The 26,678-nt window shown below is 54.1% G+C and carries 25 protein-coding genes; 10 read left to right on the forward strand and 15 right to left on the reverse strand.

Features of this window, described 5'->3' with window-relative positions; all coding sequences use genetic code 11:
* Positions 1-36 precede the first annotated feature (36 nt).
* Positions 37-798, forward strand: a complete 762-nt coding sequence (locus AUQ43_RS16520) for a DsbA family protein (protein WP_062957421.1) — start codon at positions 37-39, stop codon at positions 796-798.
* A gap of 146 nt (positions 799-944) precedes the next feature.
* Here the strand turns inward: AUQ43_RS16520 and thiS are convergent, their stop codons facing one another.
* Positions 945-1,940: a sulfur carrier protein ThiS gene (thiS, locus tag AUQ43_RS16525; RefSeq protein WP_062957422.1), complete on the reverse strand. Its 996-nt coding sequence runs from the start codon at positions 1,938-1,940 to the stop codon at positions 945-947.
* Positions 1,941-2,253: 313 nt separating this feature from the next.
* On the opposite strand from thiS, the gene AUQ43_RS16530 reads away from it, so the two are divergent.
* The 5 genes from AUQ43_RS16530 (at position 2,254) to AUQ43_RS16550 (ending at position 5,766) form a co-directional block, all read left to right on the forward strand.
* Entirely contained in the window at positions 2,254-2,541 is a 288-nt protein-coding gene (locus tag AUQ43_RS16530) for a type II 3-dehydroquinate dehydratase (RefSeq protein WP_062957423.1), read from the forward strand.
* Between the two features lie 10 nt (positions 2,542-2,551).
* Positions 2,552-3,004: an acetyl-CoA carboxylase biotin carboxyl carrier protein gene (gene accB / locus AUQ43_RS16535; RefSeq protein ID WP_062957424.1), complete on the forward strand. Its 453-nt coding sequence runs from the start codon at positions 2,552-2,554 to the stop codon at positions 3,002-3,004.
* Between the two features lie 17 nt (positions 3,005-3,021).
* The gene (gene accC / locus AUQ43_RS16540) at positions 3,022-4,371 is read left to right on the forward strand and encodes an acetyl-CoA carboxylase biotin carboxylase subunit (protein ID WP_062957425.1); all 1,350 of its coding nucleotides are present in this window, start codon (positions 3,022-3,024) and stop codon (positions 4,369-4,371) included.
* Positions 4,372-4,574: 203 nt separating this feature from the next.
* Positions 4,575-5,240: a leucyl/phenylalanyl-tRNA--protein transferase gene (gene aat, locus AUQ43_RS16545; protein ID WP_062957426.1), complete on the forward strand. Its 666-nt coding sequence runs from the start codon at positions 4,575-4,577 to the stop codon at positions 5,238-5,240.
* A gap of 43 nt (positions 5,241-5,283) precedes the next feature.
* A complete protein-coding gene (locus tag AUQ43_RS16550; protein WP_062957427.1) occupies positions 5,284-5,766 on the forward strand; it encodes a GNAT family N-acetyltransferase in 483 nt (160 codons plus the stop codon).
* An 82-nt stretch (positions 5,767-5,848) separates the two neighbouring features.
* Here the strand turns inward: AUQ43_RS16550 and serA are convergent, their stop codons facing one another.
* Positions 5,849-7,090: a phosphoglycerate dehydrogenase gene (gene serA / locus AUQ43_RS16555; protein ID WP_062957428.1), complete on the reverse strand. Its 1,242-nt coding sequence runs from the start codon at positions 7,088-7,090 to the stop codon at positions 5,849-5,851.
* A 250-nt stretch (positions 7,091-7,340) separates the two neighbouring features.
* Here serA and AUQ43_RS16560 point away from each other — a divergent pair, with 250 nt between their 5' ends.
* Positions 7,341-8,507: a GNAT family N-acetyltransferase gene (locus AUQ43_RS16560; protein WP_062957429.1), complete on the forward strand. Its 1,167-nt coding sequence runs from the start codon at positions 7,341-7,343 to the stop codon at positions 8,505-8,507.
* A 69-nt stretch (positions 8,508-8,576) separates the two neighbouring features.
* On the opposite strand, the gene AUQ43_RS16565 is transcribed toward AUQ43_RS16560, so the two are convergent.
* From AUQ43_RS16565 to AUQ43_RS20365, 6 genes are all read right to left on the reverse strand, one after another.
* Positions 8,577-10,259: a methyl-accepting chemotaxis protein gene (locus AUQ43_RS16565; RefSeq protein WP_062957430.1), complete on the reverse strand. Its 1,683-nt coding sequence runs from the start codon at positions 10,257-10,259 to the stop codon at positions 8,577-8,579.
* A gap of 11 nt (positions 10,260-10,270) precedes the next feature.
* Positions 10,271-10,888 carry a hypothetical protein gene (locus tag AUQ43_RS16570; RefSeq protein WP_062957431.1) on the reverse strand — a complete coding sequence of 206 codons (618 nt, stop codon included), beginning with the start codon at positions 10,886-10,888 and terminating at the stop codon, positions 10,271-10,273.
* 553 nt (positions 10,889-11,441) lie between these two features.
* The gene (locus AUQ43_RS16575) at positions 11,442-11,984 is read right to left on the reverse strand and encodes a hypothetical protein (RefSeq protein WP_062957432.1); all 543 of its coding nucleotides are present in this window, start codon (positions 11,982-11,984) and stop codon (positions 11,442-11,444) included.
* Positions 11,985-12,090: 106 nt separating this feature from the next.
* Positions 12,091-14,409 carry an ATP-dependent Clp protease ATP-binding subunit ClpA gene (gene clpA, locus AUQ43_RS16580; protein ID WP_062957433.1) on the reverse strand — a complete coding sequence of 773 codons (2,319 nt, stop codon included), beginning with the start codon at positions 14,407-14,409 and terminating at the stop codon, positions 12,091-12,093.
* Between the two features lie 3 nt (positions 14,410-14,412).
* Positions 14,413-14,739 (reverse strand): ATP-dependent Clp protease adapter ClpS, encoded by a 327-nt coding sequence (clpS, locus tag AUQ43_RS16585; RefSeq protein WP_008890601.1) that lies wholly within the window; start codon positions 14,737-14,739, stop codon positions 14,413-14,415.
* 312 nt (positions 14,740-15,051) lie between these two features.
* Positions 15,052-15,903 carry a phasin family protein gene (locus AUQ43_RS20365; RefSeq protein WP_147250472.1) on the reverse strand — a complete coding sequence of 284 codons (852 nt, stop codon included), beginning with the start codon at positions 15,901-15,903 and terminating at the stop codon, positions 15,052-15,054.
* A 346-nt stretch (positions 15,904-16,249) separates the two neighbouring features.
* Here AUQ43_RS20365 and AUQ43_RS20370 point away from each other — a divergent pair, with 346 nt between their 5' ends.
* Positions 16,250-16,489, forward strand: coding sequence for a hypothetical protein (locus tag AUQ43_RS20370; RefSeq protein ID WP_147250471.1), 240 nt, complete (start codon positions 16,250-16,252; stop codon positions 16,487-16,489).
* Positions 16,490-16,755: 266 nt separating this feature from the next.
* On the opposite strand, the gene AUQ43_RS16605 is transcribed toward AUQ43_RS20370, so the two are convergent.
* The gene (locus AUQ43_RS16605) at positions 16,756-17,505 is read right to left on the reverse strand and encodes a hypothetical protein (protein WP_062957437.1); all 750 of its coding nucleotides are present in this window, start codon (positions 17,503-17,505) and stop codon (positions 16,756-16,758) included.
* 181 nt (positions 17,506-17,686) lie between these two features.
* On the opposite strand from AUQ43_RS16605, the gene AUQ43_RS16610 reads away from it, so the two are divergent.
* Positions 17,687-18,988: a D-alanyl-D-alanine carboxypeptidase gene (locus tag AUQ43_RS16610; protein ID WP_232310719.1), complete on the forward strand. Its 1,302-nt coding sequence runs from the start codon at positions 17,687-17,689 to the stop codon at positions 18,986-18,988.
* An 85-nt stretch (positions 18,989-19,073) separates the two neighbouring features.
* Here AUQ43_RS16610 and pgmG read toward each other — a convergent pair whose 3' ends face one another.
* The 6 genes from pgmG to AUQ43_RS16640 all read right to left on the reverse strand — a co-directional run bounded on the left by pgmG (position 19,074) and on the right by AUQ43_RS16640 (position 25,411).
* On the reverse strand, positions 19,074-20,489 hold the full coding sequence (pgmG, locus tag AUQ43_RS16615) for a phosphoglucomutase/phosphomannomutase PgmG (protein ID WP_062957438.1): 1,416 nt from the start codon (positions 20,487-20,489) through the stop codon (positions 19,074-19,076).
* A gap of 8 nt (positions 20,490-20,497) precedes the next feature.
* Positions 20,498-21,814 (reverse strand): UDP-glucose/GDP-mannose dehydrogenase family protein, encoded by a 1,317-nt coding sequence (locus AUQ43_RS16620; protein ID WP_062957439.1) that lies wholly within the window; start codon positions 21,812-21,814, stop codon positions 20,498-20,500.
* A gap of 79 nt (positions 21,815-21,893) precedes the next feature.
* Positions 21,894-22,781 (reverse strand): UTP--glucose-1-phosphate uridylyltransferase GalU, encoded by an 888-nt coding sequence (gene galU, locus AUQ43_RS16625; RefSeq protein ID WP_062957440.1) that lies wholly within the window; start codon positions 22,779-22,781, stop codon positions 21,894-21,896.
* A 113-nt stretch (positions 22,782-22,894) separates the two neighbouring features.
* On the reverse strand, positions 22,895-23,722 hold the full coding sequence (locus tag AUQ43_RS16630; RefSeq protein WP_062957441.1) for a DnaJ domain-containing protein: 828 nt from the start codon (positions 23,720-23,722) through the stop codon (positions 22,895-22,897).
* The gene (locus AUQ43_RS16635) at positions 23,722-24,444 is read right to left on the reverse strand and encodes a hypothetical protein (protein ID WP_062957442.1); all 723 of its coding nucleotides are present in this window, start codon (positions 24,442-24,444) and stop codon (positions 23,722-23,724) included. Before AUQ43_RS16635 ends, AUQ43_RS16630 begins: the two co-directional genes overlap by 1 nt.
* A 67-nt stretch (positions 24,445-24,511) precedes the next feature.
* Positions 24,512-25,411 carry a division plane positioning ATPase MipZ gene (locus tag AUQ43_RS16640; protein WP_062957591.1) on the reverse strand — a complete coding sequence of 300 codons (900 nt, stop codon included), beginning with the start codon at positions 25,409-25,411 and terminating at the stop codon, positions 24,512-24,514.
* A gap of 239 nt (positions 25,412-25,650) precedes the next feature.
* Between AUQ43_RS16640 and AUQ43_RS16645 the strand changes: the two genes are divergently transcribed.
* A complete protein-coding gene (locus AUQ43_RS16645) occupies positions 25,651-26,643 on the forward strand; it encodes a hypothetical protein (RefSeq protein ID WP_232310720.1) in 993 nt (330 codons plus the stop codon).
* Positions 26,644-26,678 lie beyond the last annotated feature (35 nt).

Raw genomic sequence — 26,678 nt, forward strand, 5'->3', positions numbered from 1 at the left:
TAACGTCACCGACTGACCAAAACAAAAGGACGCCCTATGAGTTCTCATTTCACAAAGCGTTTTATTGCAGGCACCGCACTGGGTTTCGGCATGCTGTTTGGTTCCCACGCGGCACTGGCGCAAGATGCACTTAGCACCGAACAGAAGACCGAGATTGAAGGTGTTATCGAACAGTATCTGCTTGAGAACCCGGACGTTCTTTTGCGCGCTATTCAAAACGTGCAGACATGGCAGGCCAGCGAACAGGCCCGCCAGCAAGCAGAAGCCATCACGCCGGTCTGGGATGCACTGGTTGCGGACAGTTCCGTTCCCTCTGTCGGTCCGGTCGATGCCCCGGTAACCGTGATCGAATTCTTTGATTACCATTGTGGCTATTGCAAACGCGCCTTTGATGGCGTGAAGGAAATTGCCGAAAACAGTGATGGCAAGGTCCGCACCATCTTTGTCGAATTCCCGATCCTGCGCGAAGAAAGCGGTCTTGCGGCACGTGCAGCACTGGCTGCTGCCAAGCAGGGCAAATACATGGAAACACACGAAGCCTTCATGACCAGCCGCGGGCTTCTTGATCAGGACCACATCAATGAACTGGCTGCCAGCGTTGGTGTTGATGTTGATCAGATGCTTGAAGATATGAAAGCCCCCGAAATCACCGGCATGATCGCGCAATACGCAGCCATGGCCCGTGCAGTCGGCATTTCAGGAACACCTGCCTTCCTGATCAATGGCACGATGGTTTCCGGTGCTGACATGGATCGCGTCAACGCGCTGGTCGATGCCGGACTGAAAGAAGCATCCTGATCAGGGATCGCTACTGAAATACAAACTGCCTACTTTTGCAGTTTGGTCGTTTCGAAGTTTTACCAAAAACACAAAGGGCCGTTTCAATATCGAAACGGCCCTTTTGCATTAAGTGTTGCAGCGATCAAGTCGCCTGATAATCCCGGCTAGATAATTCCGGCCAGTGGCGAAGATGGATCGGCATATTTCTTTTTGGGCATGCGTCCGGCAAGGAAGGACTCACGCCCCGCAATGATGGCATGCTTCATTGCGCGCGCCATGCGGATCGGGTCTTTTGCCCCGGCGATGGCGGTATTCATCAAAACACCATCGCAGCCAAGCTCCATGGCAACCGCCGCATCCGAAGCAGTCCCGACCCCGGCATCAACCAGCACCGGCACATTGGCGTTTTCCTTGATCAACGCAATATTGACCGGATTGAGGATCCCCATGCCCGACCCGATCAGCGAGCCCAGCGGCATGATCGCACAACATCCCATGTCTTCGAGCATCTTGGCCTGAATGGGATCGTCGCTGCAGTAAACCATGACATCAAAGCCGTCCTTGATCAGGGCGTCGGCAGCTTTGAGCGTTTCGGGCATATTGGGATAAAGTGTGGCCTGATCGCCAAGCACCTCAAGCTTCACCAGATTCCAGCCGCCAGCTTCACGTGCAAGGCGCAGGGTGCGCACCGCATCGTCCGCGGTAAAGCAGCCAGCAGTGTTGGGCAGATAGGTGTATTTCTTCGGATCGACATAATCGACCAGCATCGGCTGATTTGGATCCGTCAGGTTTACGCGGCGGACGGCAACCGTCACGATTTCAGCACCAGATGCTTCAATCGCAATTTTGGTTTCTTCGAAATCCTTGTATTTGCCCGTTCCGACCAGCAAACGCGAAGAGAATTTCTTGCCTGCAACGACAAAGCCGTCATCGTCGGCAGCCGCCAGACCGGTTTCATGTGAACCGCCACCGATGAAGTGGACGATCTCAAACTTGTCACCGTCGGCAAGCGGGGTTTCCCCATAGGCTGTCTTGGGAACGATTTCCAGATTGCGCTCAACCGCGACCTTTGTCTGGGCGATTCCCAGTTCGCCAAGAAGTTCGGCAACGTTTTCGGCATTGTCGATGGTGCGGTCTTCGCCGTTAATCGTCAGACGCATCTTTTCGCTTCATCCCTTTGGTATCAAAATCTTCACAATTGCCGCGCAGTATGCGCAGCACGTCCGCCTTAGGCAAGCTGTCTTGCATGGCTTTTCGCCATTGAGTGTCAGGCCTCCGGTCTTTTCCGGGCATATGCGACCGGATGAGACCACACCGCAATGGCGACTGCAAAGTTGCGTCAGACTTTAGTCATGTTATAAACGCAACTCCAAATGTTGGGCATGCTGGTCGCTGTCGCTTCGCAGTTCAGACGCTGATTTGACAGTCGAAACACGTTGCGGGCAGATATGCGACAGATGGTCCGAAGCAAGAATGGAAGTGAACGAGTTGACTGGTTTTAGACAAAACCGACAAGAAGACTCTGGCATTCTTGGTAATGCTAAGGCATATACGCACACATCGGTTGCGATCCTTGATGCTTTCGCCAAATCGACCACGGCGAAACTCGGGATTCATCTGTCCAACATTCAAAAGCGGAATGCATTCAGACACGACACATACGTCTCGAAAGCTTTACACGGCATGATCTATGGCTTTGGCTCCCGGAGCAACAATGACGCCCTGGATGCCATGCGCGGATTGATCCACACACCATCATAAAGATATCGAAATGAGCAAGTTCAACATCGACAATGACGCCATTCGCCAGCTCGCAGAGCTGCTGGACGACACCAATCTGACCGAAATTGAAGTTGCCGCAGGTGACAACCGTATTCGCGTCGCCCGTCAGGGCACCATGGTTGCTGCTGCTCCGGCCGCACCCGCTGCTGCGCCGGCACAGGCGGCTGCGGCACCGGCTACTGCCGCACCGGCAGATGCAGGTGCGCATCCGGGCGCTGTCAAGTCGCCGATGGTCGGCGTTGTTTACTTCGCACCGGAACCGGGCGCTGCACCGTTCATCTCGGTCGGCTCCAGCGTAAGCGAAGGCCAGACCCTGATGCTGATCGAGGCTATGAAAACCTTCAACCCGATCCGCGCACCGAAATCGGGCAAGGTCACCCAGATTATCGCGACCGACGGCCACCCGGTCGAATATGACGAGCCGCTGGTCATTATTGAATAAGTCGGGGTATCAACCGCATGTTCGACAAAATCCTGATTGCCAACCGTGGTGAGATCGCGCTGCGTATTCAGCGCGCCTGCCGCGAAATGGGCATCAAAACTGTCGCGGTGCATTCCACTGCTGATGCAGACGCCATGCATGTGCGTCTGGCCGACGAATCGGTTTGCATCGGCCCGGCAGCATCCAAAGACAGCTATCTGAATATTCCGGCCATTCTTTCGGCGGCTGAAATCACCGGGGCCGAGGCCATCCATCCGGGTTATGGCTTCCTTTCGGAAAGTGCCGATTTTGCTTCCATGGTCGAAGAGCACGGCTTTGCCTTCATCGGCCCGACGCCGGAACATATCCGCACCATGGGTGACAAGATCACGGCAAAACAAACTGCCGAAAAGCTTGGTATTCCGTGCGTTCCGGGGTCTGATGGTGAAATCACCACCGTTGACGAAGCCCGCAAATGCGCCAAGGAGATCGGCTATCCGGTCCTGATCAAGGCATCAGGCGGCGGCGGTGGTCGCGGCATGAAAGTCGTTGAGCGCGAAGAGGACCTTGCCGAGGCATTTTCCATGACCCGTAAGGAAGCATTGCAGAACTTTGGCAATGCCGCCGTTTACATGGAAAAGTATCTTGGCAAACCGCGCCACATCGAACTGCAGGTCATTGGTGACATGCATGGTAACGCCGTTCACCTGTTTGAACGCGATTGCTCCTTGCAGCGTCGTCACCAGAAGGTGCTTGAAGAGGCCCCGTCTCCGACCCTGACGCCGGAAGAACGCGAACGGATCGGCTCCACCGTGGCCAATGCCATGATTGGCATGGGGTACCGCAATGCCGGCACGATCGAGTTCCTTTATGAAAATGGCGAGTTCTATTTCATTGAAATGAACACCCGCCTTCAGGTGGAACACCCGGTCACCGAAATGATTTCCGGTGTTGACCTTGTGCGCGAACAGATCCGGGTTGCGGCCGGTCTTGAACTGTCATTCAAACAGGAAGACCTTGAAATTCATGGTCACGCCATTGAATGCCGCATCAATGCCGAAGACCCGCAGACCTTTGTTCCGTCACCGGGCAAGATCAAGGAATACCATGCGCCGGGCGGTCTGGGCGTACGTGTTGATAGTGGTATCTATACCGGCTATTCGATCCCGCCCTATTATGACAGCATGATCGCCAAGCTGATTGTCCATGGCCGGGATCGTGAAGAATGCATGATGCGCCTGCGCCGTGCGCTGGCTGAGTATGCGATTGGCGGCATCAAGACCACCATTCCGCTGCATCAAACCCTTCTTGCCAATCCGGACATCCAGAAAGGGGATTACGATATCCACTGGCTGGAAAAGTTCATGGGCATGAATAAAACGCTGTAATCAGTGTTTTGGCAGATTTCAAACGGGAACCTTCGGGTTCCCGTTTTTTTGTCTGATGTGCTCATCAAACTGTTAATCTGACTTCCCTATAATCGGGGATGGGTTCAGACTGGGCTGTGTGACAACCTTGTCGGAACCGGCCGGGTAACTCATATGTAAACAGACACCAGACACACAGGAACAGAGCAATTATCACTGCGATCATGTCAAACCAGCTGACCCCTGATCTTTTGATCCGAGCCTATTCCGTCGGCCTGTTCCCTATGGCCGAAAGCCACGACGATCCAACGCTTTACTGGATTGATCCGGAATGGCGCGGCATCCTGCCGCTTGACGGGTTTCATGTCCCGCGCAGCCTGCGCAAGGCCGTGCGCAAGGGTACTTATAAAATCCATGTCGACCGCGCCTTCCCGGATGTAATTCGCGCCTGTGCAGAACCCACCGACACCCGCGATGACACATGGATCAACAGCAACATCCTTGATGCCTATTGCGCGCTTCACAAGATGGGCTGCGCCCATTCAATCGAAGCATGGAAGGACGGGGAACTGGTTGGTGGTCTGTATGGTGTTAGTCTGGGTAAGGCATTTTTTGGTGAAAGCATGTTTTCGCGTGCAACCAACGCCTCAAAGGTGGCATTGGTCCATCTGGTTGCGCTGATGCGCCAAGGTGGCTACAGCCTGCTTGATACGCAATTTGTAAATGATCACCTCAAGCAGTTCGGGGTCGAGGAAATCCCGCGCGAACGTTATCGCAACGAACTGGCCAAGGCCCTGACGGGACGCGCGAAACTTCCGTTTGAAGTTGATCCGGAAATCCTTGAAGAAACACTGATGGGCGACCATCGTTCGCTTGGTTCCACGCCCTGATTTCAAACCCCAAAGATACCCCCCCACCAGAACGAGTCCACCAATGCAAATCCGCCCTGCTACCCAAGACGACATCCCTGCCGTTCTTGATATCGTCGCCCCGATCCTGCGCGCTGGCGACACCTATGCCATTGATACCGACATGACCGATGATGACGTGATCGCCTACTGGATGGGCAAGGACAAGGTGACACTGGTGGCAGAAGAAGACGGCGCGGTCGTTGGCACCTATTACATCCGCCAGAACCAGGGCGGCGGTGGATCGCATGTTTGTAATTGCGGCTATATGACCGCACCGGCAGCAAGTGGACGCGGGATTGCACGACGCATGTGTGAAGACTCGCTCCTGCGTGCCAAGGATTTGGGGTACCGTGCGATGCAGTTCAACTTCGTGATCGCCAGCAATGCCGCCGCCGTTCACCTGTGGCCGCAACTGGGCTTTGAGATTGTCGGTCGTCTGCCCGGTGCCTTCATGCACCCGACCCTGGGTGAAACCGACGCACTGGTAATGTATCGCAAGCTCTAGACCGGCGGATTTCCGAGAAACAAAAAGGGCGGGAACCTTCTGGCCCCCGCCCTTTATCATTTGAAAACCGAGTCTGTTCGCATCAGAACAGGAAGCGGACACGAAGCGTGCCTTCGATCCCGGAGAGTTCCTTGCGAACGCCCTCGCCCGGTTTGATTTCCTCGTCGACCTCGACCACCACATAACCAACGCCACCTTCGGAACGCAGGTACTGGCCGCTGATGTTGATGCCACGACGGGCAAACACATCGTTGATTTTCAGCAGCACACCCGGCACGTTGCGGTGAATATGCATGAAGCGGGTATGGGTGCGATCCTTGACCGGCAGCGACACTTCCGGGAAGTTCACGGCACCAAGGGTCGAACCATTATCGGAATAGGTGATCAGTTTGTCGGCTACCTCGATCCCGATATTTTCCTGTGCTTCCTGGGTAGAACCACCGATATGCGGGGTCAGGATGACGTTGCTCATGCCGCGCAGCGGGCTTTCGAACTGCTCGTCCTTGCCTGCGGGTTCAACCGGGAACACGTCAATCGCTGCACCTGCCAGATGACCGCTTTCAAGCGCAGCAGCCAGATCTTCGATCACGATGACATTGCCGCGTGCGGCATTGATCAAATGCGCACCTTTTTTCATCTTGGCGATTTCGGTCGCCGTGATCATGTTCTTGGTCTGATCGTTGGCCGGAACGTGCAGGGAAACCACATCGGACTTCTCAAGCAGTTCATCCATCGACGAGCAGGAATTGGCATTCCCCATGGCCAGTTTGTTGACCACGTCAAAGTAAATCACGTTCATGCCAAGCGATTCCGCAAGCACCGAAAGCTGCGAACCGATATGGCCATAGCCGATAATACCCAAAGTCTTGCCGCGTGCCTCGTATGAGCCATGGGCATTTTTCAGCCAATCGCCTTCATGGGCGGCAGCGTTACGCTTGGGAATACCACGCAGCAGCATGATGATCTGTCCCAGCACCAGTTCGGCCACCGAACGGGTATTGGAATACGGCGCGTTAAACACCGGAATGCCGCGCATCGCCGCAGCCTGCAGATCCACCTGATTGGTACCGATGCAGAAACAGCCAATCGAAGTCAGCTTGGATGCAGCATCAATAACGTCTTCGGTCAGTTTGGTGCGGGAACGAATGCCCAAAAAGTGCGCTTCGGAGACAACGGACTTCAGTTCGTCGGCATCAAGCGCAGCAGGGTAATGGTCGACATTAGAGTAGCCGGCCTCTTTGAACATCTTTACAGCGTTTTCATGGATTCCTTCGAGCAGGACAACCTTGATCTTGTCCTTCTCCAACGAAAGTTTGCTGTTCACGGCGCACCATCCTTTTCTTCGCGAGGGCGACACGGGAAAATTCCCGAGCCGTTTTGTGTCTTCAAACCGTTTCCAAACGGTCTGTGGCACAATGAAATAGGACCTAGAGGCGCTTCCGTCAAAGGCTTTCCCTTGCGTAAATGTGCATTGCGCCTATCTTCTGAACGCATATACCAGCTATTGCGTATAAGATTCAGGCCCCTTTGATGGGTCGATGACATCCATTTGAACCCGCTTCGGGAAGCATGTTTTGCCTGTCGAAATCAGAACCGTCACCGATATTCATCAAATCGGACAAACAAACTGGGACAAGTGCGCCGGGGCCGACAACCCTTTTGTCAGCTTTGCGTTCTTGTCGGCAATGGAAGACAGCGGCTCTACCACGGCCGAAACCGGCTGGCAGCCCTTCCATTTGGTCGCAGAGGACGACACAGGTGCGGTAATCGGGATTGTGCCGCTTTACGTGAAGGCCCATTCGTATGGCGAATATGTTTTCGACTGGGCGTGGGCAGAAGCTTATGAACGGGCCGGCGGGCGATACTATCCGAAGCTGCAATCAGCTGTGCCATTCTCTCCCGTGCCTGGTCCACGGCTGCTTGTTGCCAACGACCAGCCCGATCCCGGTGCTGTACGCAATGCCTTGATCAACGGCCTGACGATTTTGCCCGAAAAGCTGGGCATGGCGACCTTGCATGTCACATTTTGCAGCGAAGATGAAAGCAAGCAAATGGCGCAAGCAGGTTTTCTGGGGCGCATCGGCATGCAGTATCATTGGCGCAACCGCGATTATCAGAATTTCGATGATTTTCTGGGTGCCCTGAATTCGCGAAAACGCAAGAACCTGCGCAAGGAGCGCAAACAGGTTCTTGAGGCCGGGTACAGCTTTAAGGCGCTGCGTGGTGATGACCTTAAAGCCCATCATTGGGACCGGTTTTATCACTTTTATCACGACACAACTGACCGCAAATGGGGTCAGGCTTACCTCACCCGTGATTTCTTTGAACTGCTTCATGATCGCATGCGTGATCGCACTGTGCTGGTCTGTGCGTTCAATGACGGTGAAATGGTTGCCGGGGCCCTGAACATGATCGGTTCGGAAACGCTCTACGGGCGCAATTGGGGAACAGTGGACCGTACCCCGCTTCTGCATTTCGAAACCTGTTACTATCAAGCAATCGATATCGCAATTGAACACGGCCTGAAAACGGTCGAAGCCGGCGCGCAGGGCGAACATAAAATTCAGCGCGGCTACGAACCGGTGATCACCCATTCAGCCCACCTGATTGCGGATCCGGGATTGAAGCGCGCTGTTGCACAGTTTTTGACCCAGGAACAGAATCATATCGCCCAGGATCGTGCATATATCCTGTCCGAACACAGCCCCTACCGGCAAGACAACCCGGCGCCAAAGACCTGAGGCACACAGCCCGCATAAAAAAAAGCGCGGGGAAATCCCCGCGCCCTCTTCAATGACACATGCAGAATGTCAAACGGCCCTGACGTCATCAAGGAAGCCATTGACGTGACTGCGCAATTCGTCGTTCGCGGCCGCCAGTCGACCAACACTGTCAAGCTGGCCGTTGGATAGATCACCACTTTCTGTGGTGGCCGTTGCAACACTTTTGACAGCATTCGAGATCGCAACGTTACCGTTTGCCGCACCTTCGACGCTGCGTGATATTTCTTCGGTCGCAGCGCCCTGCTCTTCCACTGCACTGGCGACGACAGCCATCAGTTCGTCAATTTTATTGATGGTGTCGGCAAAGCCACGCACAGCCTCGGAAGCAGCACCGGTTTCACTTTGCATCTCGGCAATTTTCGCCGTGATCTGCTCGGTTGCTTTCACGGTTTGCGAAGCCAGGTTTTTAACTTCACCGGCCACAACGGCAAAGCCTTTGCCCGCTTCACCGGCACGGGCCGATTCAATGGTCGCATTCAAAGCCAAGAGATTGGTTTGATCAGCAATATCACTGATCAGGTTGACAACCTCGCCAACGCTGTGTGCTGCGTCATTGAGTCTGTCGACACGCTCGTTTGTGCGTTCGGTCTCGCCAACGGCAATCTGGGTAATCTCGGTGACACGTGCAATCTGTGACGAGATTTCCGAAATCGAGGCTGACAACTGTGCGGTTGCAGACGCCACGGTTTCGATATTCGATGAGGACTCCTGAGCCTGTTCGGCAACGTCCTGAGCATCCTGGTTGGCGCGTTGAGCATGTGAGGTCAGCGTTTCAGATGCCGAACGGACATCATCAAGTGCTGCATTCACTGCCTGCAGAACATCCTGGATCTTTTCATCAAAGCCCTTGGTGAGGGTTCCCATTTTCTTACTGCGTTCAACCTGACGCTGGGCTTCGATTTTTTCCTGCTCAGCCATACGTGCACGTTCGCGGGCATTTTCGCGGAACACTTCAAGTGACTTGGCCATCGCACCCACTTCATCGGTTCGCTTCATATCAAGCGTTTCGATATCAAGGTTGCCAGAGGCAAGGCTGCTCATGGCTTCGGTCATTTTGCGGATCGGCGTTGCAATCATGCGCGAAAGCGTTCCGCCAAACAGCACGGCCATGGCGATCAGAAGGATCACCCCGACACCCAGCGTAATCTGGAAGATGCGCATTGCTTGTGCGACTTCGGCCTCAACATCAAGGACCAGCTGATCAATGCTTTTCGCAAGTTCACCAGCGATGATCGTGATCTTGTCGGCCACTTCACGCGGTTCACCGGATGCCTCGATCGCGCGGGCATGGTTAACCGTCAGATAATGCCGCATCAATTCCGACTGCTCGGCAGCGATTTCTTCCCAACGGTCAATTGCGGCGTCCATGTCTTCGATCAGAGCCGCAACTTCCGGGTTGATGACTTCGTAGGCCTTCAGAACATCCGTCTGACTGTCGATTTCCTCAAGCGAGGATTCGTAGCCCGCAAGACCGGCACGATCACCTGTCGTCAGAAAATAGATAAGTTCCTGACGCGCAACCAAATAAGCGCGATCAAGGTCGCGGTAATCGCGTTCAAATTCGGAAAGGTAGTCGCGCTGCTCATTCGCGCTGTTGACTTTCATGGTAGCAAATACACCCGCGCCAGCGACCATCAGGATCACAGCGATCATAACAGTGAAGCATGTGACCAATTTGGCGGGGATAGAGAGGTTCTTGAAAAATCTCATCGTATTTCTCCCTACAGACCGCGGCGACGCGCGAGCTCGTTCAGATTGACCTCAACGGTCACAGCGCCAATGGGCTGGCGATCAGAATTGCTCATCGTCATGTTCAACTGCGTACGCCATGAGTCAGAGCCCTCGTTATATTCCGCCTCGTCGATAAAGACGGCATCGGGACCATTGGGGAATGTGTTCTGGAACTTTGCCTCGTCCCCCTGCCAGAAGTCAGAGGTAATAGAACTTTGACCAACATTCAGGCCAACCGAATCCATAACGAAGATTTCGGCAAACAACCCGCCGGAGCGGGCTTGTATTTGGGTCAAATAGCTGGAAAGCGGATTGGTCAGGATCGCCGCAACCAGAGGCTGGTCTTCAGCCTCGCGTTCGGCACGCCATTGTTGGTCTGCGGCATCAATCTGGTCCTGTGTCATATCCTTGCGCAGCTTGTTTTGCGACGTAATCGAAAGTGACACAACCGGATTAGCCAACCATTCGCGAATGTCCTGGATCAATTCATCCGTAATGAGCGCATTGGGGTCCCCCGGCAACTCTGCCTTGGCAAAAGCGGCATGCGGCAGCGCGAACGTTATCGCTGCAAGCATCCCGGCCAAAGCCACACCACTCTTGGATATCATTCGTTTCACTCCCCAGTCTATGCCATTGGCAACAGCAAACTACCTGTTAGTATAGTAAGTTATACTAAGGACGCACTCCAAATACAACCTTTTTTAGAAACCAAGGTGAAATGGAGCCGCAAGAGATCAGCTTTCACATTTTCCATATGTGAATTGTGCGCGCAGAAACAACATTTCGGCGTGGATTTGCTGGGAAGTGGAGGTCGGGAATTCAGGCAAGAAAAAAGCGGCGGTATAACACCGCCGCTGAGTTTGGTTGGGACACGAGCAAACTGCAGAAGATTACGTTGTTCCAGGCGCGAAACGCGCCCCTGCAAAGAACAACTGTCCACGAACAACTAAGCAGGAAGCGTGCCAACTTTATAAAACCCCGAAAAACCGAGACTTTTTTAAGAAATTCACGCCCACCTACAAACAGTGGCAGCAGGATAGCGCACAATCTTTGCATTTCAAAATGCAAAGATTGCAAAATGCGAAAACCAATCTTTGCATTTTGCGAAAACCTGCTAGTACTTTAGAAAAAGGCGTTATTTCAATTCGTGAGAAAGCACACTTACCTTGCGCGTTTCTTCTTTTTTCGCCCGCTGAAGTTGAGAAGAGCTGGCGCTTTTTCGATAATCTCTTCGAGGATCGATTTTGCTGTATCCAGGTCTTCCTTGGCAGAGGCGTCCAGCTGACTGATATACCGTGGATCAGAAATCATACGCTCTGCTTCGTAAAGCGTACGCAATTCGCTTTGGAACATCTCGCGCGCACCAAGAGGCAGGTTTTCCTTGGCACTCATGATAAAGAAGAACTTCAAGCTGGTTTTAATCACAATCCGAAGCATCAGAACCTGCAGTTTGTGGAACTGCTCTTCGAGTTCTTCTTTCTTTGGGTGGCTTTCAAGCTTGTTGAGCCGCTCCATGATTACCAGAGAAAGCGCCTTGAAATTATCAACCTCCTCACGAAACGGGCGATAACCGGTAACATCCGACTTACCGGCATGCTTTTCCAATTCATCAGCCAAAGCGATCAGTTTGCGCGCACGCAATTCAAGCCGGGAGAGGAACTCCTCGACTTCGTTTCTGTATTTTCGTTGTGCAGCTTGGCTCATAATATTCTGGCATTCTTGAAATGAAGGTGCCCGGGAAGGGTCTTCCCGGGCACCAATCTATACTGCCAATCATTAACAACAACCTGAGAACCGGGAAAGGTAAGCCTTAACCTGCCATCTCCGGATCTTTTTTCTGTTGTTTCTCGCCGTTCTCGTCTTCTGGATAACGGAAGATAACAGCATCGTCTTCGATATCGACCAGAACAGCACCGCCCTTGGACAGCTTGCCAAACAGCAACTCTTCTGCGAGCGGCTTTTTGACGTGCTCCTGGATAACCCGCCCCAAAGGACGCGCCCCGAAGGCAGCATCGTAGCCGCGCTCGGCCATCCAGCTGCGCGCTGCTTCGGTCAGCTCGATCGAAACGTTGCGATCCGCCAACTGAGCTTCAAGCTGCAAGATGAATTTGTCGACAACCATCTTGACAACTTCCGGCTTCAGGTTGGCAAACGGAATGACTGCATCCAGACGGTTGCGGAACTCCGGCGAGAAGGTGCGCTTGATGGCCTCTTCATCTTCACCAGTGCGCATTTCACGTTTGAAACCAACTGGCGGCTTGGCCATATCCGATGCCCCGGCATTGGTCGTCATGACCAGCACGACATTGCGGAAATCGACCGTCTTGCCGTTGTTATCGGTCAGTTTGCCGTGATCCATGACCTGAAGAAGAATATTGAACAGGTCCGGATGGGCCTTTTCAATTTCATCAAGCAGCACAACCGCATGCGGATGCTGGTCAACAGCATCGGTCAGCAGCCCACCCTGATCAAAGCCAACATATCCGGGAGGCGCACCGATCAGGCGTGAAACGCTGTGGCGCTCCATATACTCGGACATATCAAAGCGGATGAACTCGATGCCCATGACAGTTGCCAGCTGTTTTGTCACCTCGGTCTTACCAACACCAGTCGGACCAGAGAACAGATAGCTGCCAATTGGCTTTTCAGGTTCACGCAAACCTGCGCGGGCAAGTTTGATCGCACTTGAAAGTGCCTCGATCGCGCCATCCTGGCCAAACACGACCGTCTTGAGGTCGCGCTCAAGATTGGCCAAGGCCTTGCGGTCGTCGGTCGAAACCGATTTTGGCGGGATGCGGGCAATCTTGGCGACGATTTCCTCGACATCGCGTTTGCCGACTGTGCGCTTGCGCTTGCTTGGCGCAACCAGCATGCGCGATGCACCGACTTCATCAATCACATCAATCGCACTGTCAGGCCGCTTGCGGTCACTGATGTAACGCGACGCCAACTCAACAGCAGAGCGCAGTGCTTCGTTGGTGTATTTGACCTGATGGTGCTCCTCATAATAGGGCTTGAGCCCCTTGAGGATTTTGACGGTGTCAGCTTCGGATGGTTCCTCGACATCGATTTTCTGGAAACGGCGGACAAGGGCGCGGTCCTTTTCAAAATGACCACGGAATTCCTTGTAAGTCGTCGAACCGATGCAACGAAGTGATCCGCTCGCCAAAGCCGGCTTGAGCAGGTTTGAAGCATCCATTGCCCCACCCGACGTCGCGCCTGCGCCAATCACGGTGTGGATCTCGTCAATGAACAGGACAGCACCTTCGTACTCTTCGAGCTCCTTGACCACGGCCTTCAGGCGCTCCTCGAAATCCCCGCGATAGCGCGTACCTGCCAGAAGTGCACCCATGTCGAGCGCAAAGATTGTGGCGTTTTCAAGAACCTCTGGCACATCACCATCATTGATGCGACGCGCCAAACCTTCGGCAATGGCGGTTTTGCCAACACCCGGGTCACCGACATAAAGCGGGTTGTTCTTGGTGCGGCGGCACAACACCTGAATGGTGCGGTCAATTTCACTTTGACGGCCGATCAGCGGGTCGATCTTGCCGCTCTGCGCCTTGACATTGAGGTTCACACAATAAGCCTTGAGTGCTTCACCCTCTGCCGGGCCGCTTTCCTCGCCTTCGGTCGACATACCCGCTACGGGCTCTTCGTCGGCACCGCGCGGAATGCGACGCTCATTAAGTTCAGATGCCTTTGCAATTCCATGTGAAATGTAATTCACCGCATCCAGACGCGTCATATCCTGCAGCTGCAGATAGTAAACAGCATGCGACTCCCGCTCTGAGAACAGGGCAACCAGAACATTTGCGCCTGTGACCTCTTCCCGTCCTGATGATTGCACGTGGATGGCTGCGCGCTGGATAACGCGCTGGAAACCGGCGGTCGGCTTCGGATCTACCAACCGCGCGCTGATAAGGCCCGAAAGCTCGCTATCGGCGAATTCCAGCAGATCAGACCGCAGCCGATCAATATCGACCCGACAGGCCTTCAGCACAGCCAAGGCATCCTGATCCTCTGTCAGAGACAGCAGAAGATGTTCAAGAGTGGCATATTCATGCCTGCGCTCCGACGCATATGCGAGCGCACGGTGCAGGCTTTCCTCAAGATTGCGCGATAGCATATGTCACTCCTTCTCTAAGGTACACTGCAGCGGATGCTGATTCTGGCGGGCCAGGTCCATGACCTGATTAACTTTGGTTTCTGCGATTTCGTAGGTAAAGACACCACATACCCCAACACCCTTGCGGTGAACCTGAAGCATGATTTCGGTGGCTTCTTCACGTCCCTTTTCAAAAAACCGTTCCAGTACGTGAACGACGAACTCCATGGGTGTGTAGTCGTCATTCAGCAACAGCACCTTGTACATGGACGGCTTTTTCGTCTTGGGCCGTGTCTTTGTTACGATCCCCGTGTTCGGCAGATCAGTGCCGTCATTATCCTGTTCAGTCATCGTCTACTTACCGGAACCCTTATTTCCTGCATGAACTCCATGATAGGTCATTGCCAAACTCTTTCAAAGTCCGCTAGGCGGTGATCACTACGAATTTATTGTGCATCCGTGTTTCGGTTGTTGTCCATCTTCGATTCATTTAGGCCGCGAATAACGCACTGCAAGATCAGCCAGCAAACTTCCTTGTGATTTCGCCCCGGTCGCACAAAATTTGTGACAAGGCCGGAAAAGGAAACGAAAAAGCGGACATGACTGAATGCCATGCCCGCCCGGTATTCCAAACGCTATGGGTGATCCATATCACCCGCTGCATCATTTTGTGGTGACATTTGTCGCCTTGCTGATCGCATTCAATCCATCGGAAATAGCACTGAACATCAGTTCCTGCATTTTTTCGCCTTCGGCCATACTGTTGGCATAGCAACGATTGATGATCCGGGTATGCAGCTCCTGCAAGTCAGCAAGACTCTCGACCTTGGTCAATTCATCAAGATCATCCTGTGATGCCTCGAATTCCTTTTGCATCCAGCTTGAAAGCTCGGTTCCGATGCCGCCGGTCTTCTCAAACATTGCCATCGTCGACTGCCAGACTTCCTCGAAGCTTTTCTTCTGAGTATCAAGGAGTTCCTCATACTGAGCGGCAACACGCGATCCCGCGCCAGAGAACACATCTGCCTGACCAGTCATGGTCTCAAAGATTTTGCCAAAAGCTTCATTGGCAGCGGCGACGCTTTCTTCAAACGCCTCATTCCCGGCGGTTACCATTGCTTCGACCTCCGGGGTTTTCCAAAGCTCAAAATATGGTTCCATGGCCGTTCCATCCATAAACAATGCGCCAAAACCGAATACATCAGACTGCTTGGTCTCTGCTGCTGGTTTTGTCTCGGCCGTTTTCGCAGTAGCAGGTTTCGGCTGGGTCGGCGCAGAAGCGGATTTTTCTGGCGCTGCAGGCTGAGACGCTGCTGTTTTGGCTTCGGGTTTTGCCGGTGCCGGCGTAGCCGTAGTTGTTGGTGCCGCAGCAGATTTCGATGCCGCGCTTGCCGATACAGCAGCAGCCTTTTTCGGGGCAGCCTTCTTAGCAGGCGCCTTTGCGGCTGTGGTCTTTTTCAGGGCGGAAGATGCGGCCGACTTGCTGGTTGCCGCGGTTTTACTTTTCGTGCTCACGGTATTGGCCTTTTCGTTTTTGGTGGAGGTTGAGGGCGCTGTCGATTTGGTCGTTGCTGGCTTTGCAGCGGACGCCGGTCGCGCGGCCCCGGATTTTGCAACAGGAGACTTTTGGGTCGGATTTGCCGGACTGGTCTGGTTGGGTGCCGGTGATGACGCCTGTATTTTGGAAACCGACTCTGGGTTCGTGGCCGACGTCTGGCCTGTCTGATTGTCTGACTGACCATCATTTTTGGTCTCAGCCTGCACAACAGGCGCCTCAGTCGATGCCGTTTTAGACGTGCGCGCTTCGTCGGCAACCGTGGAAGGCGCACTACTTGTTTTACTCACGGTCGACTCAGTCTTGGTGACCGACTTTTCAGTTTCAGCCTGTGCGGTCTTTGAAAGCTCGGCCGTGACGTCTTCTGCAGACGCTTTCTGTGCGGCGGCCTCGATTTCCGAAGACGTCATGACCCTGCGCTTGGCGGGCGTTGATTCCGATACCGAAGGTGTAGGAGCAGATTTGGACGAAGACCTGGAAACCGGTTTCTTTGCCGATTTCCTTGACACTTTCTTCTTGGAAACAGCCATTGACTCGACCTCCTGATCGCCGGGACAAGGCCCGGATCAATGTTGCAATGCAACATAACCCTAGATGGAAATGCCCGGCCCCGTCAAGCACAGTTTAGTGACACTTCTGGTATGATTTCTCCATTTTCGGCGGCAGAAAACATAAGGTTTCCGCGATAGACAAACAAAAAACAATCTGATCAATGCATTAACAAGCAACTTTGTCGCATTGCAGCAAAATTTCCCGTGGGCGACAGCAATCAAGACCGACTGCTGTCGCCTTGTCAAAGGTCGGCGCGTTGGTTAGCGCAGCATGTTTCCGCGAACGGTACGATAGAAATCACGGGAGTCGTCATTCTGCACATAGTGCAACTTGGCGGCCCCTTGCGATCGTGCATTCTCAGCTGCTGGCGGTTCTGGCAACTCACGCTCGATCGAGGACAGGTTTGCCAGCACCTCGGGGAATTCAAGTGAACGCAGATCGTCGACGCCCGATGCCCATGCGCCGAGTGTCACACCACCAGATGAGCACCCAATCGCAACCCAGTAATAGTCATCAGAATAAAGACGAAGACCATCCCGGCTCTGCGTCCCGAAGCCTTCCGCTTGCAATGCGTCGGTAATCGCCAGATAAGACTCCCGGTCAATGCGATCAACCGCCTCTTCACCACCAAAAGCCCCGAGCGGCGCATTGAGCTCCACATTAATGTTTTTGACTTCGAGCGGTCCAAAGACACGGGATGTCAGATTGAACTCCTCGAAACCTGGATACGGGGTTAGCTCGAATACACGGACTTCCCTGTAGTATTCGGCATTATAGATGATGCGAATCTGACCTTCCGCATCCCCTGCGGCGCAGGACTGACGCAGGTCATCGGCATTCAGATACGAGAACCATGATGCCTTGCGCACCAGTGGATTGCTAACGTCGCTGGTCTGGGTAAAGGTACATCCCGCAAGACCAGCCACAAGGGCCACCACCCCTACTGCGCGCGCTAACCGGACATAGGTTTTACGTGTATCGGTGTGAACTGGAACCCTGCTTTCAGACATTCGATCCTCGATTTTTTCCTGATCTGACGGTATAAACAGTAGTTTGGCGCACAAAAATGGCCATCTCAAGGCCTTGCTGATAACTGCCGAAATTTGATCGCCTTAAACATTTGTTTAAGGCTCGGATGCGACATTGAGCTTATTTAGTTCTTGGGGAAACCTGAAAGCCGAGCCCGATATAATGCGTTTAATGACCCTTGCCGGGCCAAATGCAATGGCCAAAGCTCAGTCTGTGGCACGCATACTTTGCGTACGCAGTGTTGTTCCTTTGCTTTTGTGTTTGGCCGTTGCCATCACGTTTACCGTTTTGTCTCCGTCTGCTTCACAGGCGCGGACCTATACGGCAATGATCATCGATGGCGACACCGGTGAAACGCTCCACGAGTACCGGCCAGACCACAAGGTTTATCCAGCGTCTCTGACCAAAATAATGACCCTTTATATGGTGTTTGACGCACTGGAACGCGGGAAGGTTTCGCTTTCGACTCGCATGAAGGTTTCCAAACGCGCCTGGGGGCAGGCCCCGTCCAAGCTTGGGCTTCAACCCGGTGAAACCATTTCGGTCAAGGACGCGATTCTTGCGCTTGTTACCAAATCCGCCAACGACATCGCAGTAGTCGTTGCCGAACATCTTGGCGGTACGGAAATCAAGTTTGCCCAGATGATGACCTCAGAAGCGCGCCGCCTTGGCATGTCGCGCACGACATTCCGCAACGCATCTGGCCTGCCAAACCGCGGCCAGATGACCACCGCACGTGATATGATCAAACTGGCTGTGGCGCTGCGTAAAAACTACGGCAGCTACTATCATTATTTTGCCACCCAAAAATTCCGGTTTGGCAATCGGACATATGGCAACCACAACAATCTTCTGGCGTCCTATTACGGTACTGACGGGATCAAGACCGGCTATATCAACGCGTCTGGCTTTAACCTTGTTGCATCTGTTAATCGCAACGGAAAACGCCTGATCGGGGTGGTGTTTGGTGGTCGCACAGCGCGCACCCGTGACGCCCAGATGAAGAAGCTTCTTGACCAAGCCTATATCAAGCTGACCAAGAACGGCGAGATTGTTGTCCCGCGCCCGCGTATCAGCCCGGAAGACAAGATCCTGCCCGCGGATGCCCAGTTGCTGATTGCCAAGCGCAGCACGCTTCGCGAAGCAGAACAGCCGGGCCGCATTGACACACAAACCGTTGTAACCCGTCTGAAGCCGGAAACCGGTGCAGGATGGGGCATTCAGGTTGGCGCCTTTAGTGACCAGCGCCGCGCACAAGAAGCTGTTCTTGCTGCTGCCCGCACTGCCCCTGATGTCTTGCGCCTGACCCGTGCCGCGGTCGAACAGCAATCCAGCGGCACCGGCATTGTTTATCGCGCCCGTCTGCTTGGCTTTGACGGCGAGAACGAGGCGCGCGCCGCCTGCGCTGCCCTCAAGCGCGAGAACCTGGCCTGCATCCCGGTCAATGCCGGTGACGCTGGCTAAGACCAGCCAAAAAACAAAGCATACAAAAGCCCGTCAGAGCGATCTGACGGGCTTTTGAAGTTCTGGTAATTGTCTCACCGGTGGCTTAGTGCCCACCGCCTGGTGCAAAGAAATCATCCGAGGACAGGCCGCTTTTAACCAGCTGATCGGTCACCTGCCCCTTGAGCCGCTCTAGTCCGGCGTCATCGGCGGCCTCACAGCGTGCCACAATGGCGGGTTGGGTGTTTGATGCGCGAAGAAGCCACCAGCCGTCTGTGGTGCTGACACGCACGCCATCAATGCCGCTCACTTCCGCACCGGCCTCTGCCAATCGGGCGCGAACTTCCTCGATCAGCGCGAATTTCCGGTCATCCGGGCAGTCGATCCGGGTTTCTGGCGTATTGACAGCAACTGGCATGGCGTCGCGCCATTCGGCCAGGCTTTTGCCGCTTTGAACCAGAATGCGATAAAGGCGCACAGCAGCGTAGGTTGCATCGTCATAGCCGTAGTAACGTTCGGCAAAGAAGATATGGCCGCTCATTTCACCGGCTATCGGTGCCTTTTCCTCGATCATTTTGGTCTTGATCAGGGAATGACCCGTCTTCCACATGATGGCCTTGCCGCCGATCCGGTTGACCTCATCAAACAGGGTTTGGCTGGCTTTCACATCAGCAATGATCGCAGCACCCGGTTTGCGTTGCAGAACGTCCGCCGCATAGATCTGAAGCAGCTGATCGCCCCAAAGGACATTACCATTGCCATCAATCACGCCAATCCGGTCGCCGTCCCCGTCAAAGGCAACACCCCAATCGGCGTTGTGCTTGGCGACAGCAGCTTTAAGGTCGACAAGGTTGGCTTCGACCGTCGGATCAGGGTGGTGGTTCGGGAAGTTGCCATCAATGTCATCAAACAGCAGATGGTGCGTGCCGGGCAGTTTCACCGTCAGTTTGCGCACAACATCGCCGGCCGCCCCGTTTCCGCAGTCCCAGACAATCGTCATCGGCTTGGGCACATCGCAATCAAGCTCTGCCAAAAGGCGTTCAACAAAGCGATCTTCGATGTCGATATCACTTGCCGTGCCCTGCCCGGTTTCAAAATCGCCGGCAGCGGCAATTTTGCCCAGTTCCTGGATGGCATCGCCAAACACGGACTTGCCCGCATTGAGCATTTTAAAGCCGTTATAGTTCGACGGGTTGTGTGACCCTGTGACCATGATGCCTGCATCTGTCTTTTCATCATAGACCGTGAAATACAGCATCGGGGTCGGCCCGCGACCAATGCGCACCACGTCACAGCCCGTCGAAAGGATACCCTCGGCCAGTGCAGCAGCCAGATCTGGCGAACTAAGGCGACCATCACGGCCCAGCGCGACGCGTTTCCCACCGGATCTGCGCACCATGGTGCCAAATGCCTTGCCGAGCGCATTGGCATCAGTGGGGTGCAGGGTTTCACCAACAACACCGCGCACGTCATATTCGCGCAACACAGAGCTATCAAATTGATGTCCGGCAGAATTCGTCATGATTTGGATTAGCCTCCGATAGATGCACGCCCGACACATGAGTAGCTGAAACCGTGTTCAGCCATTTCGCTCGGGTCATAAACGTTACGCAGATCAACGACGATCGGGTGTTTGAGCGCATCCTTGATGCGATCCAGGTCCATACCGCGGAATTCGTTCCACTCGGTCAGGACAACCATCGCATCCGCACCCTCGATCGTATCATAGGCGTTCTCGCAATACGAAATGCCATCCAGAAGCTTCTTGGCTTCTCCCATGGCTTCGGGGTCATAGCCCTTTACACTTGCCCCAGCCGCGATCAGGGCAGGCACAATATCAAGGCTTGGTGCATCGCGCATGTCATCGGTGTTGGGCTTAAAGGCAAGCCCCAGAATACCGATAGTCTTGCCTGCGACAGAACCGCCACAGGCTGAAATCACGCGATCTGCCATCGCTTTTTTGCGCTTGGCGTTAACATCGACAACCGTCTCGATGATGCGCAGCGGGCTGTCATATTCCTGTGCGGTGCGCACAAGTGCCAAGGTATCTTTCGGGAAGCAGGACCCACCATAACCCGGGCCGGGATGCAGGAATTTCTTGCCAATGCGGCCGTCAAGGCCAATGCCGCGCGCAACGTCATGCACGTCCGCCCCGACCTTCTCACACAGATCGGCGATTTCGTTGATGAAGGTGATTTTGGCGGCAAGGAAAGTGTTGGCCGCATATTTGATCATTTCCGATGTTTCACGCGTGGTGAATACAATCGGCGTTTCGATCAGATAGAGCGGACGATACAGGTCCGACATCACCTCGCGGGCACGTTCGTCGCTGGTACCGATCACAACCCGGTCCGGGCGCATGAAATCGCCAATTGCCGACCCTTCGCGCAGGAATTCCGGGTTAGACACCACGGCAAATTCCGCATCCGGGCGTTTTTCGCGGATAATACGCTCTACCTCGCGCCCCGTACCGACTGGAACGGTCGATTTGGTCACAATAACGGTGAAGCCGTCCATGGCTTCGGCGATTTCCTCGGCCGCGGCGTAAACGTAACTTAGATCGGCATGGCCATCGCCGCGACGCGTTGGCGTGCCAACGGCAATAAAGACTGCATCGGCATCCTTAACCCCTTCCTTGAGGCTGGTGGTAAAGGTCAGACGACCTGCCTTGACATTATTTTCGACCAGAACATCCAGCCCAGGCTCGTAGATTGGCATGATACCGTCTTCAAGACGGGCGATTTTTTCTACATCCTTGTCGACACAAACAACGTCCGTCCCGAACTCGGAAAAGCAGGCACCGGAAACAAGCCCAACATATCCGGTCCCGATCATAGCTACGCGCATGGAGGTTCAATCCTGGTAAGTAAATTCCGACCGCAACAGATCATTGGCCATTCCGGTCGGTTATTGTTGACATAAGTGGTTATTGCGCTGCTTCGCCTTCGGCGAACTCGTGAATAAGCTTGCGGACATCGTCACGCATATCTTCACGGGCAAGTGCAAATGACATGGTGGCTTTCAGGAAGCCGATCTTGTTACCGCAATCAAAGCGACGTCCTTCGAAATTGTAACCATAGAACGGTACATGCCCGATCATTGCGGCCAGCGCATCCGTCAGCTGGATTTCATTACCTGCGCCGCGCGGAATGTTTTCAAGCACCTCGAAGATGCCCGGATCAAGGATGTAGCGACCAATGGCAGAGAGGGTCGACGGGGCTTCTTCGGGTTTGGGTTTTTCAACCATGCCGCAGGCGCTGACAAGGCGGCCATTAGTGCCTTCGATCTCAAGAACACCATAACGGTGAACTTCCTCGCGCGGGACATCCATCACGGCGACCATATTGCCACCCGTGCGGCCGTAACTATCAACCATCTGCTTCATGCAGGGGACTTTGGACTGGATAAGGTCATCAGCCAGCAGCACGACAAACGGCTCGTCACCAACCAGGGATTTAGCACAGAGAACCGCATGACCAAGGCCCAGCGGGTTACCCTGACGGGTATAGGTCACACGACCATGTTCCGGGATCATTTCAAGCGCCTTGGACAGCGCGTCTTCCTTGCCGCGCTCGGTCAGGATGGCTTCAAGTTCAGCGGAGCGGTCAAAATGGTCCTCAATCGCGGTTTTTCCGCGACCGGTGACAAAAATGAATTCTTCGATGCCTGCAGCAATGGCTTCTTCGACGGCGTATTGAATAAGCGGCTTATCAACGACCGGCAGCATTTCTTTTGGCATGGCCTTGGTGGCCGGCAAAAAGCGGGTTCCCATACCTGCGACCGGAAAAACTGCCTTCTTGATTCTTTTTGACATTCAATACTTTCCTTTTTCAACCGCAGCGTGCCATTCCGTATCAGAATTGCCTGCATATATGCTTCTGCCACATTTCCAGAACACGGATCAAGCAAGCGCACGTATTATTAACGCTAATCTTTACATAGCCGTAACAAAAGGCTTCGCGCGGCATTGATCTTTGACGCCAGATAGTCTGATCCACCGTGGTCCGGGTGAACTGCCTTGATCTGTTTTTTATAAGCCCGATTGATCTCTTCGCGGGTTGCTTCCTGTCCCACGCCAAGAATTTTGCGAGCTTCGTCGGCCGTCATGCCAGATGCGCTTGAACTCCTTTCGCCATTTCGGCTTTGCTCATTGTTATCGCGGTCGTTTCCTCCGTCATGCGCACCATTTTCGCCGTGATCTTTCTGGCGCCAGCCCTGCCATCCGGCACAATCCGGACGACGGTCAAGATAGGCTTCCAGAACAGCCCGGCTTTGATCGGTTGCACTGCAACAGTCAACATAAAGCGACTGCAGGTCGTCAAGTCCCAAGCTGTCGAGATCGGCCCCCGCATAGGGTCCACTGACAACACCACCCCGCATTTGTCCGGTTTCAAGATCAAGCACCATATGCAGAAATTCGGTTCGAATTTCCGAACTTGATCCCGCCCCGGCCGTATTGTTGCCAAAACTTCCCGGCTGGGCGTGCTTGCGCGATGATGCGAAAATCCTGCGCAAAATCGGCCACAGGAACCCAAGCTTCATCACCCGAACCAAAAATGGAACAGCGGCGGCCAAGGCGGCGCCCATCGCGGCAATCTTGCCGGTGAGCAACAACCAACCGGCAAGCAGGATCAACACCAAGATGATCAGAAATAAGACAATTTTGCGGATTTCTTTGGGCTCGGCCTCAGTCATCCAGCGGATGAAAAAGCCAACCCCGACAAACGCTGCGATGCCGATCAACAACCACTGCATCAACGCGGCTTTCGCAACTGGTGACCAAGTCTTAGAACGTCATCGGACTTGGTCTTTTGCTGATAAATCGAAAGCCCCGACTGCCCGCCGACAGCATAACTTGCCACCGCCCCCAGCAAGTCTCGAAGCTTGCCAGCCGCACTCGCGTCAAACTGCATAAACGCCCCGCCAGTTATGCGGGCAATTTCACCAAAGGCAAACGCAGCGTCCCTGTCATGGCCTTCCTGAAACATAAATGCCTTTACCCCCTTGAGCGCCAATTTCCCTGCGATCGGGGCCAAATGATCAGGATTTTCTTCGATGCAGTCGCCCACATAAATCAAGGCATCGATTTTTTTGCCACCCGCTTCACGTTCAACATGCGCCAGAACCCGTTCGATCTGCGTATGCCCGGCGCGACAGGTCACCTTGGTGATATAGTCACGAAATGATTTGGCGTTTCTGCACCAGCCGCTAGATTTGCATTCCGACAGCCCGCGAAAAAACACAAGCTGCACATCAAGGGCACCGACACCATCGACTGAGTCAAACATTTCAGCCTGGATTTCAGCAGCACGGTCCCAACTGGGCTGGCGGCTGGCGGTTGCATCCATTGCAAAGATCAATCGGCCTTGCGCAGGCCCGGATGACGGTGCACGAACGGAAAGTTCGCGCGCCTTGCCAATGAAGTCTGCAACTTCTTCGGCGCCGGATGTCTCTGGAATGATGTCTTTGCGTGTCAAAGTGACCTGCCTGCTTCCTGTTCCGGTTGGACAATTTCATGTCCCACAAGATATAGGCCGGATGACGCTAGATCGGCAACTCCTCGCCGTCTGCCGGTTTGAAACCGATCACTTCCAGAAGCGATCTGACTTCCTGACGCGCAGCCATATGCGACATGCTCATCGGGATACCCACGCCCTTTTCACGCAGATCAAGCAAGGTTAATCCTTTGAGGAACAACTCGCGGTAAATAACGCGTTCGCCAAAGCCCGGCGCCTGACGGAACCGGATACGCTCAGCCAGCTTTTCAACGATTTCCGCAATGTCGCGCTTGTTGCGTGCATCAAGATGCGAAAGACGGTTGCGCATGACAATCCAGTCAATCTTGCCGCCATCAATGGCTGCACGACGCTTGCGCGCATCCCAGACCATTTCGGCATAGATGCTTGGTCCCTTGATATCAAGACTATCCGGATCAATCCGGGCCAGCATATCTAGATCGATGAAGCTGTCATTGATCGGCGTGATCAACGTATCAGCACAGGCATGCGCCAACCGCGAAAGGTAATTGTCACTGCCGGGGCAATCCATCACGATGAAATTGCAACTAACCACCATTTCACCAAGAGCAGTCGTAAAGCGTTCGCGCTCGTCCAGCTTGGCTTCATTGCCATCGGACAATTCACTGCGATAGATCGGGCGATGTTCTGGGACCGGAAGCGAAAGACCCTTTTTTTCATTAAAGGCAGTCCGGTTTTCAACATAGCGGGTAAGTGTCCCCTGACGGGCATCGATATCAAGTGATCCGACCTTGAACCCCATCTTCATCAGGGAAACGATCAGATGCATCGCCGTTGTCGATTTGCCTGATCCACCCTTTTCATTGCCGATCACGATTACATGGGCGCGATTGGACGGCGGCTGTTTGTCTGTTGCCGTCTGCTGGCCCGCGCTGTCCCCGTTCGCGCCGGTCTGTTGCACCGTCATGGTTATTTGCTCCGTATCTTCAGGCTTATTGACTTTGTCCCCAAGGCCAACCTCCCCAATGAGCCCGTTTACACCCAAAAATCAAGGTAAAAGCGAACTGTCTCACATGGTACAGGTTACTGCCCCCTAGCCAATCTAAAGGCACAAAGGTAAACATAAGAGTAGCGCAACGCAAAAATGCGCCTGAAAACAACCTGAAAGGACGCAATGTGAAGTATCGGGCGGCTTTGATCGGCAGCATGTTTGCAAGCCTTCTGGTGGCAGCAGCCCCAGAGAAGAGCCTTGCACAGCAAACCGGCGGGTTTGAACAGATCCCGCAAGACCAGAGCCCGGTTCTGTTTGCCGCGAATACCGAGGGCCAGAACAGCTTCCTGCGTCAATATCGCGACAACAGCACAGTGTTTGTCGGACGCTGGTATGCGCCACGCTCGGTCTCGGAATCGCCTGCGACAGCGAGCGACCTTTATCTGGAAACCGTTTATACGACCTCCGCCCCCGGTTTTCGGTTCAGCACCGCCATGGCATCCGAACAGTTGCTGGACATGTTTGATGCACTTAAAGGGCGGAGCAGCCTCAATGGTGCGAACTTTGTGCAGGATACCCGATACGGCAATATCGCCCTGTCCCCTTTCACCCGTGATGGATCGCAATGCGTTTCATTTGTCGGGCAGTGGGATCCGCAAACACCGGCGCAACGCGGCAGTCGCCTGCTTGGCTATTACTGCACGCCCACACAGGTGCAAGCCGCAAATGGCAACAGTGCGCCGCTTAACGGCCTGCCGATGATTGATGCGCAGGAGTTTGCCGCCGGGTTCTTTGGCCGTCTGACAATTGAACTGCCTGAAAATTCCGCGATTTCTGCCGCTGTGGTCGGACCGGCCGAAGATACGACAGCGCTACAGCCCGAAGGCACTACCACCCCGGCACCGATTGACGGAATTGATATCGTTACCAATTGGCAATCGGTGCGCGGTACCGGCAAGATGCGCTTTGATCAGCCATCTGGCGAAGGCACCATGATCCTTGATGATGACCAGCGGCATTGCGAGGGCATCTGGCGTCATGAAGGCGGCGCGTATCAAAGTGATACGCTGCCGTTTGGCAGCTGGTATGTCTATTGTAATGACACAAGCTTCGCACGCGGCCACTACACCAGCGAATCACCAGCTGTTGTCACCGGCAATGGCAAAGATAATCAGGGACAGGCTGTCTATTTCCGTCAAGCCAACTAGCCCCTGATCAATATGCTCCCACATCCCAACCAAGA

Source organism: Thalassospira sp. MCCC 1A01148, from assembly GCF_001613795.1.
Lineage (GTDB): Bacteria > Pseudomonadota > Alphaproteobacteria > Rhodospirillales > Thalassospiraceae > Thalassospira.

What these genes read in the sequence shown, in the direction of transcription:
- AUQ43_RS16520 (WP_062957421.1), top strand. Translation starts at nt 37, where the DNA reads ATGAGTTCTCATTTCACAAAGCGTTTTATTGCAGGCACCGCACTGGGT.
- thiS (WP_062957422.1), bottom strand. Translation starts at nt 1,940, where the DNA reads ATGCGTCTGACGATTAACGGCGAAGACCGCACCATCGACAATGCCGAA.
- AUQ43_RS16530 (WP_062957423.1), top strand. Translation starts at nt 2,254, where the DNA reads ATGGAAGTGAACGAGTTGACTGGTTTTAGACAAAACCGACAAGAAGAC.
- accB (WP_062957424.1), top strand. Translation starts at nt 2,552, where the DNA reads ATGAGCAAGTTCAACATCGACAATGACGCCATTCGCCAGCTCGCAGAG.
- accC (WP_062957425.1), top strand. Translation starts at nt 3,022, where the DNA reads ATGTTCGACAAAATCCTGATTGCCAACCGTGGTGAGATCGCGCTGCGT.
- aat (WP_062957426.1), top strand. Translation starts at nt 4,575, where the DNA reads ATGTCAAACCAGCTGACCCCTGATCTTTTGATCCGAGCCTATTCCGTC.
- AUQ43_RS16550 (WP_062957427.1), top strand. Translation starts at nt 5,284, where the DNA reads ATGCAAATCCGCCCTGCTACCCAAGACGACATCCCTGCCGTTCTTGAT.
- AUQ43_RS16565 (WP_062957430.1), bottom strand. Translation starts at nt 10,259, where the DNA reads ATGAGATTTTTCAAGAACCTCTCTATCCCCGCCAAATTGGTCACATGC.
- AUQ43_RS16570 (WP_062957431.1), bottom strand. Translation starts at nt 10,888, where the DNA reads ATGATATCCAAGAGTGGTGTGGCTTTGGCCGGGATGCTTGCAGCGATA.
- AUQ43_RS16575 (WP_062957432.1), bottom strand. Translation starts at nt 11,984, where the DNA reads ATGAGCCAAGCTGCACAACGAAAATACAGAAACGAAGTCGAGGAGTTC.
- clpA (WP_062957433.1), bottom strand. Translation starts at nt 14,409, where the DNA reads ATGCTATCGCGCAATCTTGAGGAAAGCCTGCACCGTGCGCTCGCATAT.
- clpS (WP_008890601.1), bottom strand. Translation starts at nt 14,739, where the DNA reads ATGACTGAACAGGATAATGACGGCACTGATCTGCCGAACACGGGGATC.
- AUQ43_RS16605 (WP_062957437.1), bottom strand. Translation starts at nt 17,505, where the DNA reads ATGTCTGAAAGCAGGGTTCCAGTTCACACCGATACACGTAAAACCTAT.
- AUQ43_RS16610 (WP_232310719.1), top strand. Translation starts at nt 17,687, where the DNA reads ATGCGTTTAATGACCCTTGCCGGGCCAAATGCAATGGCCAAAGCTCAG.
- pgmG (WP_062957438.1), bottom strand. Translation starts at nt 20,489, where the DNA reads ATGACGAATTCTGCCGGACATCAATTTGATAGCTCTGTGTTGCGCGAA.
- AUQ43_RS16620 (WP_062957439.1), bottom strand. Translation starts at nt 21,814, where the DNA reads ATGCGCGTAGCTATGATCGGGACCGGATATGTTGGGCTTGTTTCCGGT.
- galU (WP_062957440.1), bottom strand. Translation starts at nt 22,781, where the DNA reads ATGTCAAAAAGAATCAAGAAGGCAGTTTTTCCGGTCGCAGGTATGGGA.
- AUQ43_RS16630 (WP_062957441.1), bottom strand. Translation starts at nt 23,722, where the DNA reads ATGCAGTGGTTGTTGATCGGCATCGCAGCGTTTGTCGGGGTTGGCTTT.
- AUQ43_RS16640 (WP_062957591.1), bottom strand. Translation starts at nt 25,411, where the DNA reads ATGACGGTGCAACAGACCGGCGCGAACGGGGACAGCGCGGGCCAGCAG.
- AUQ43_RS16645 (WP_232310720.1), top strand. Translation starts at nt 25,651, where the DNA reads ATGTTTGCAAGCCTTCTGGTGGCAGCAGCCCCAGAGAAGAGCCTTGCA.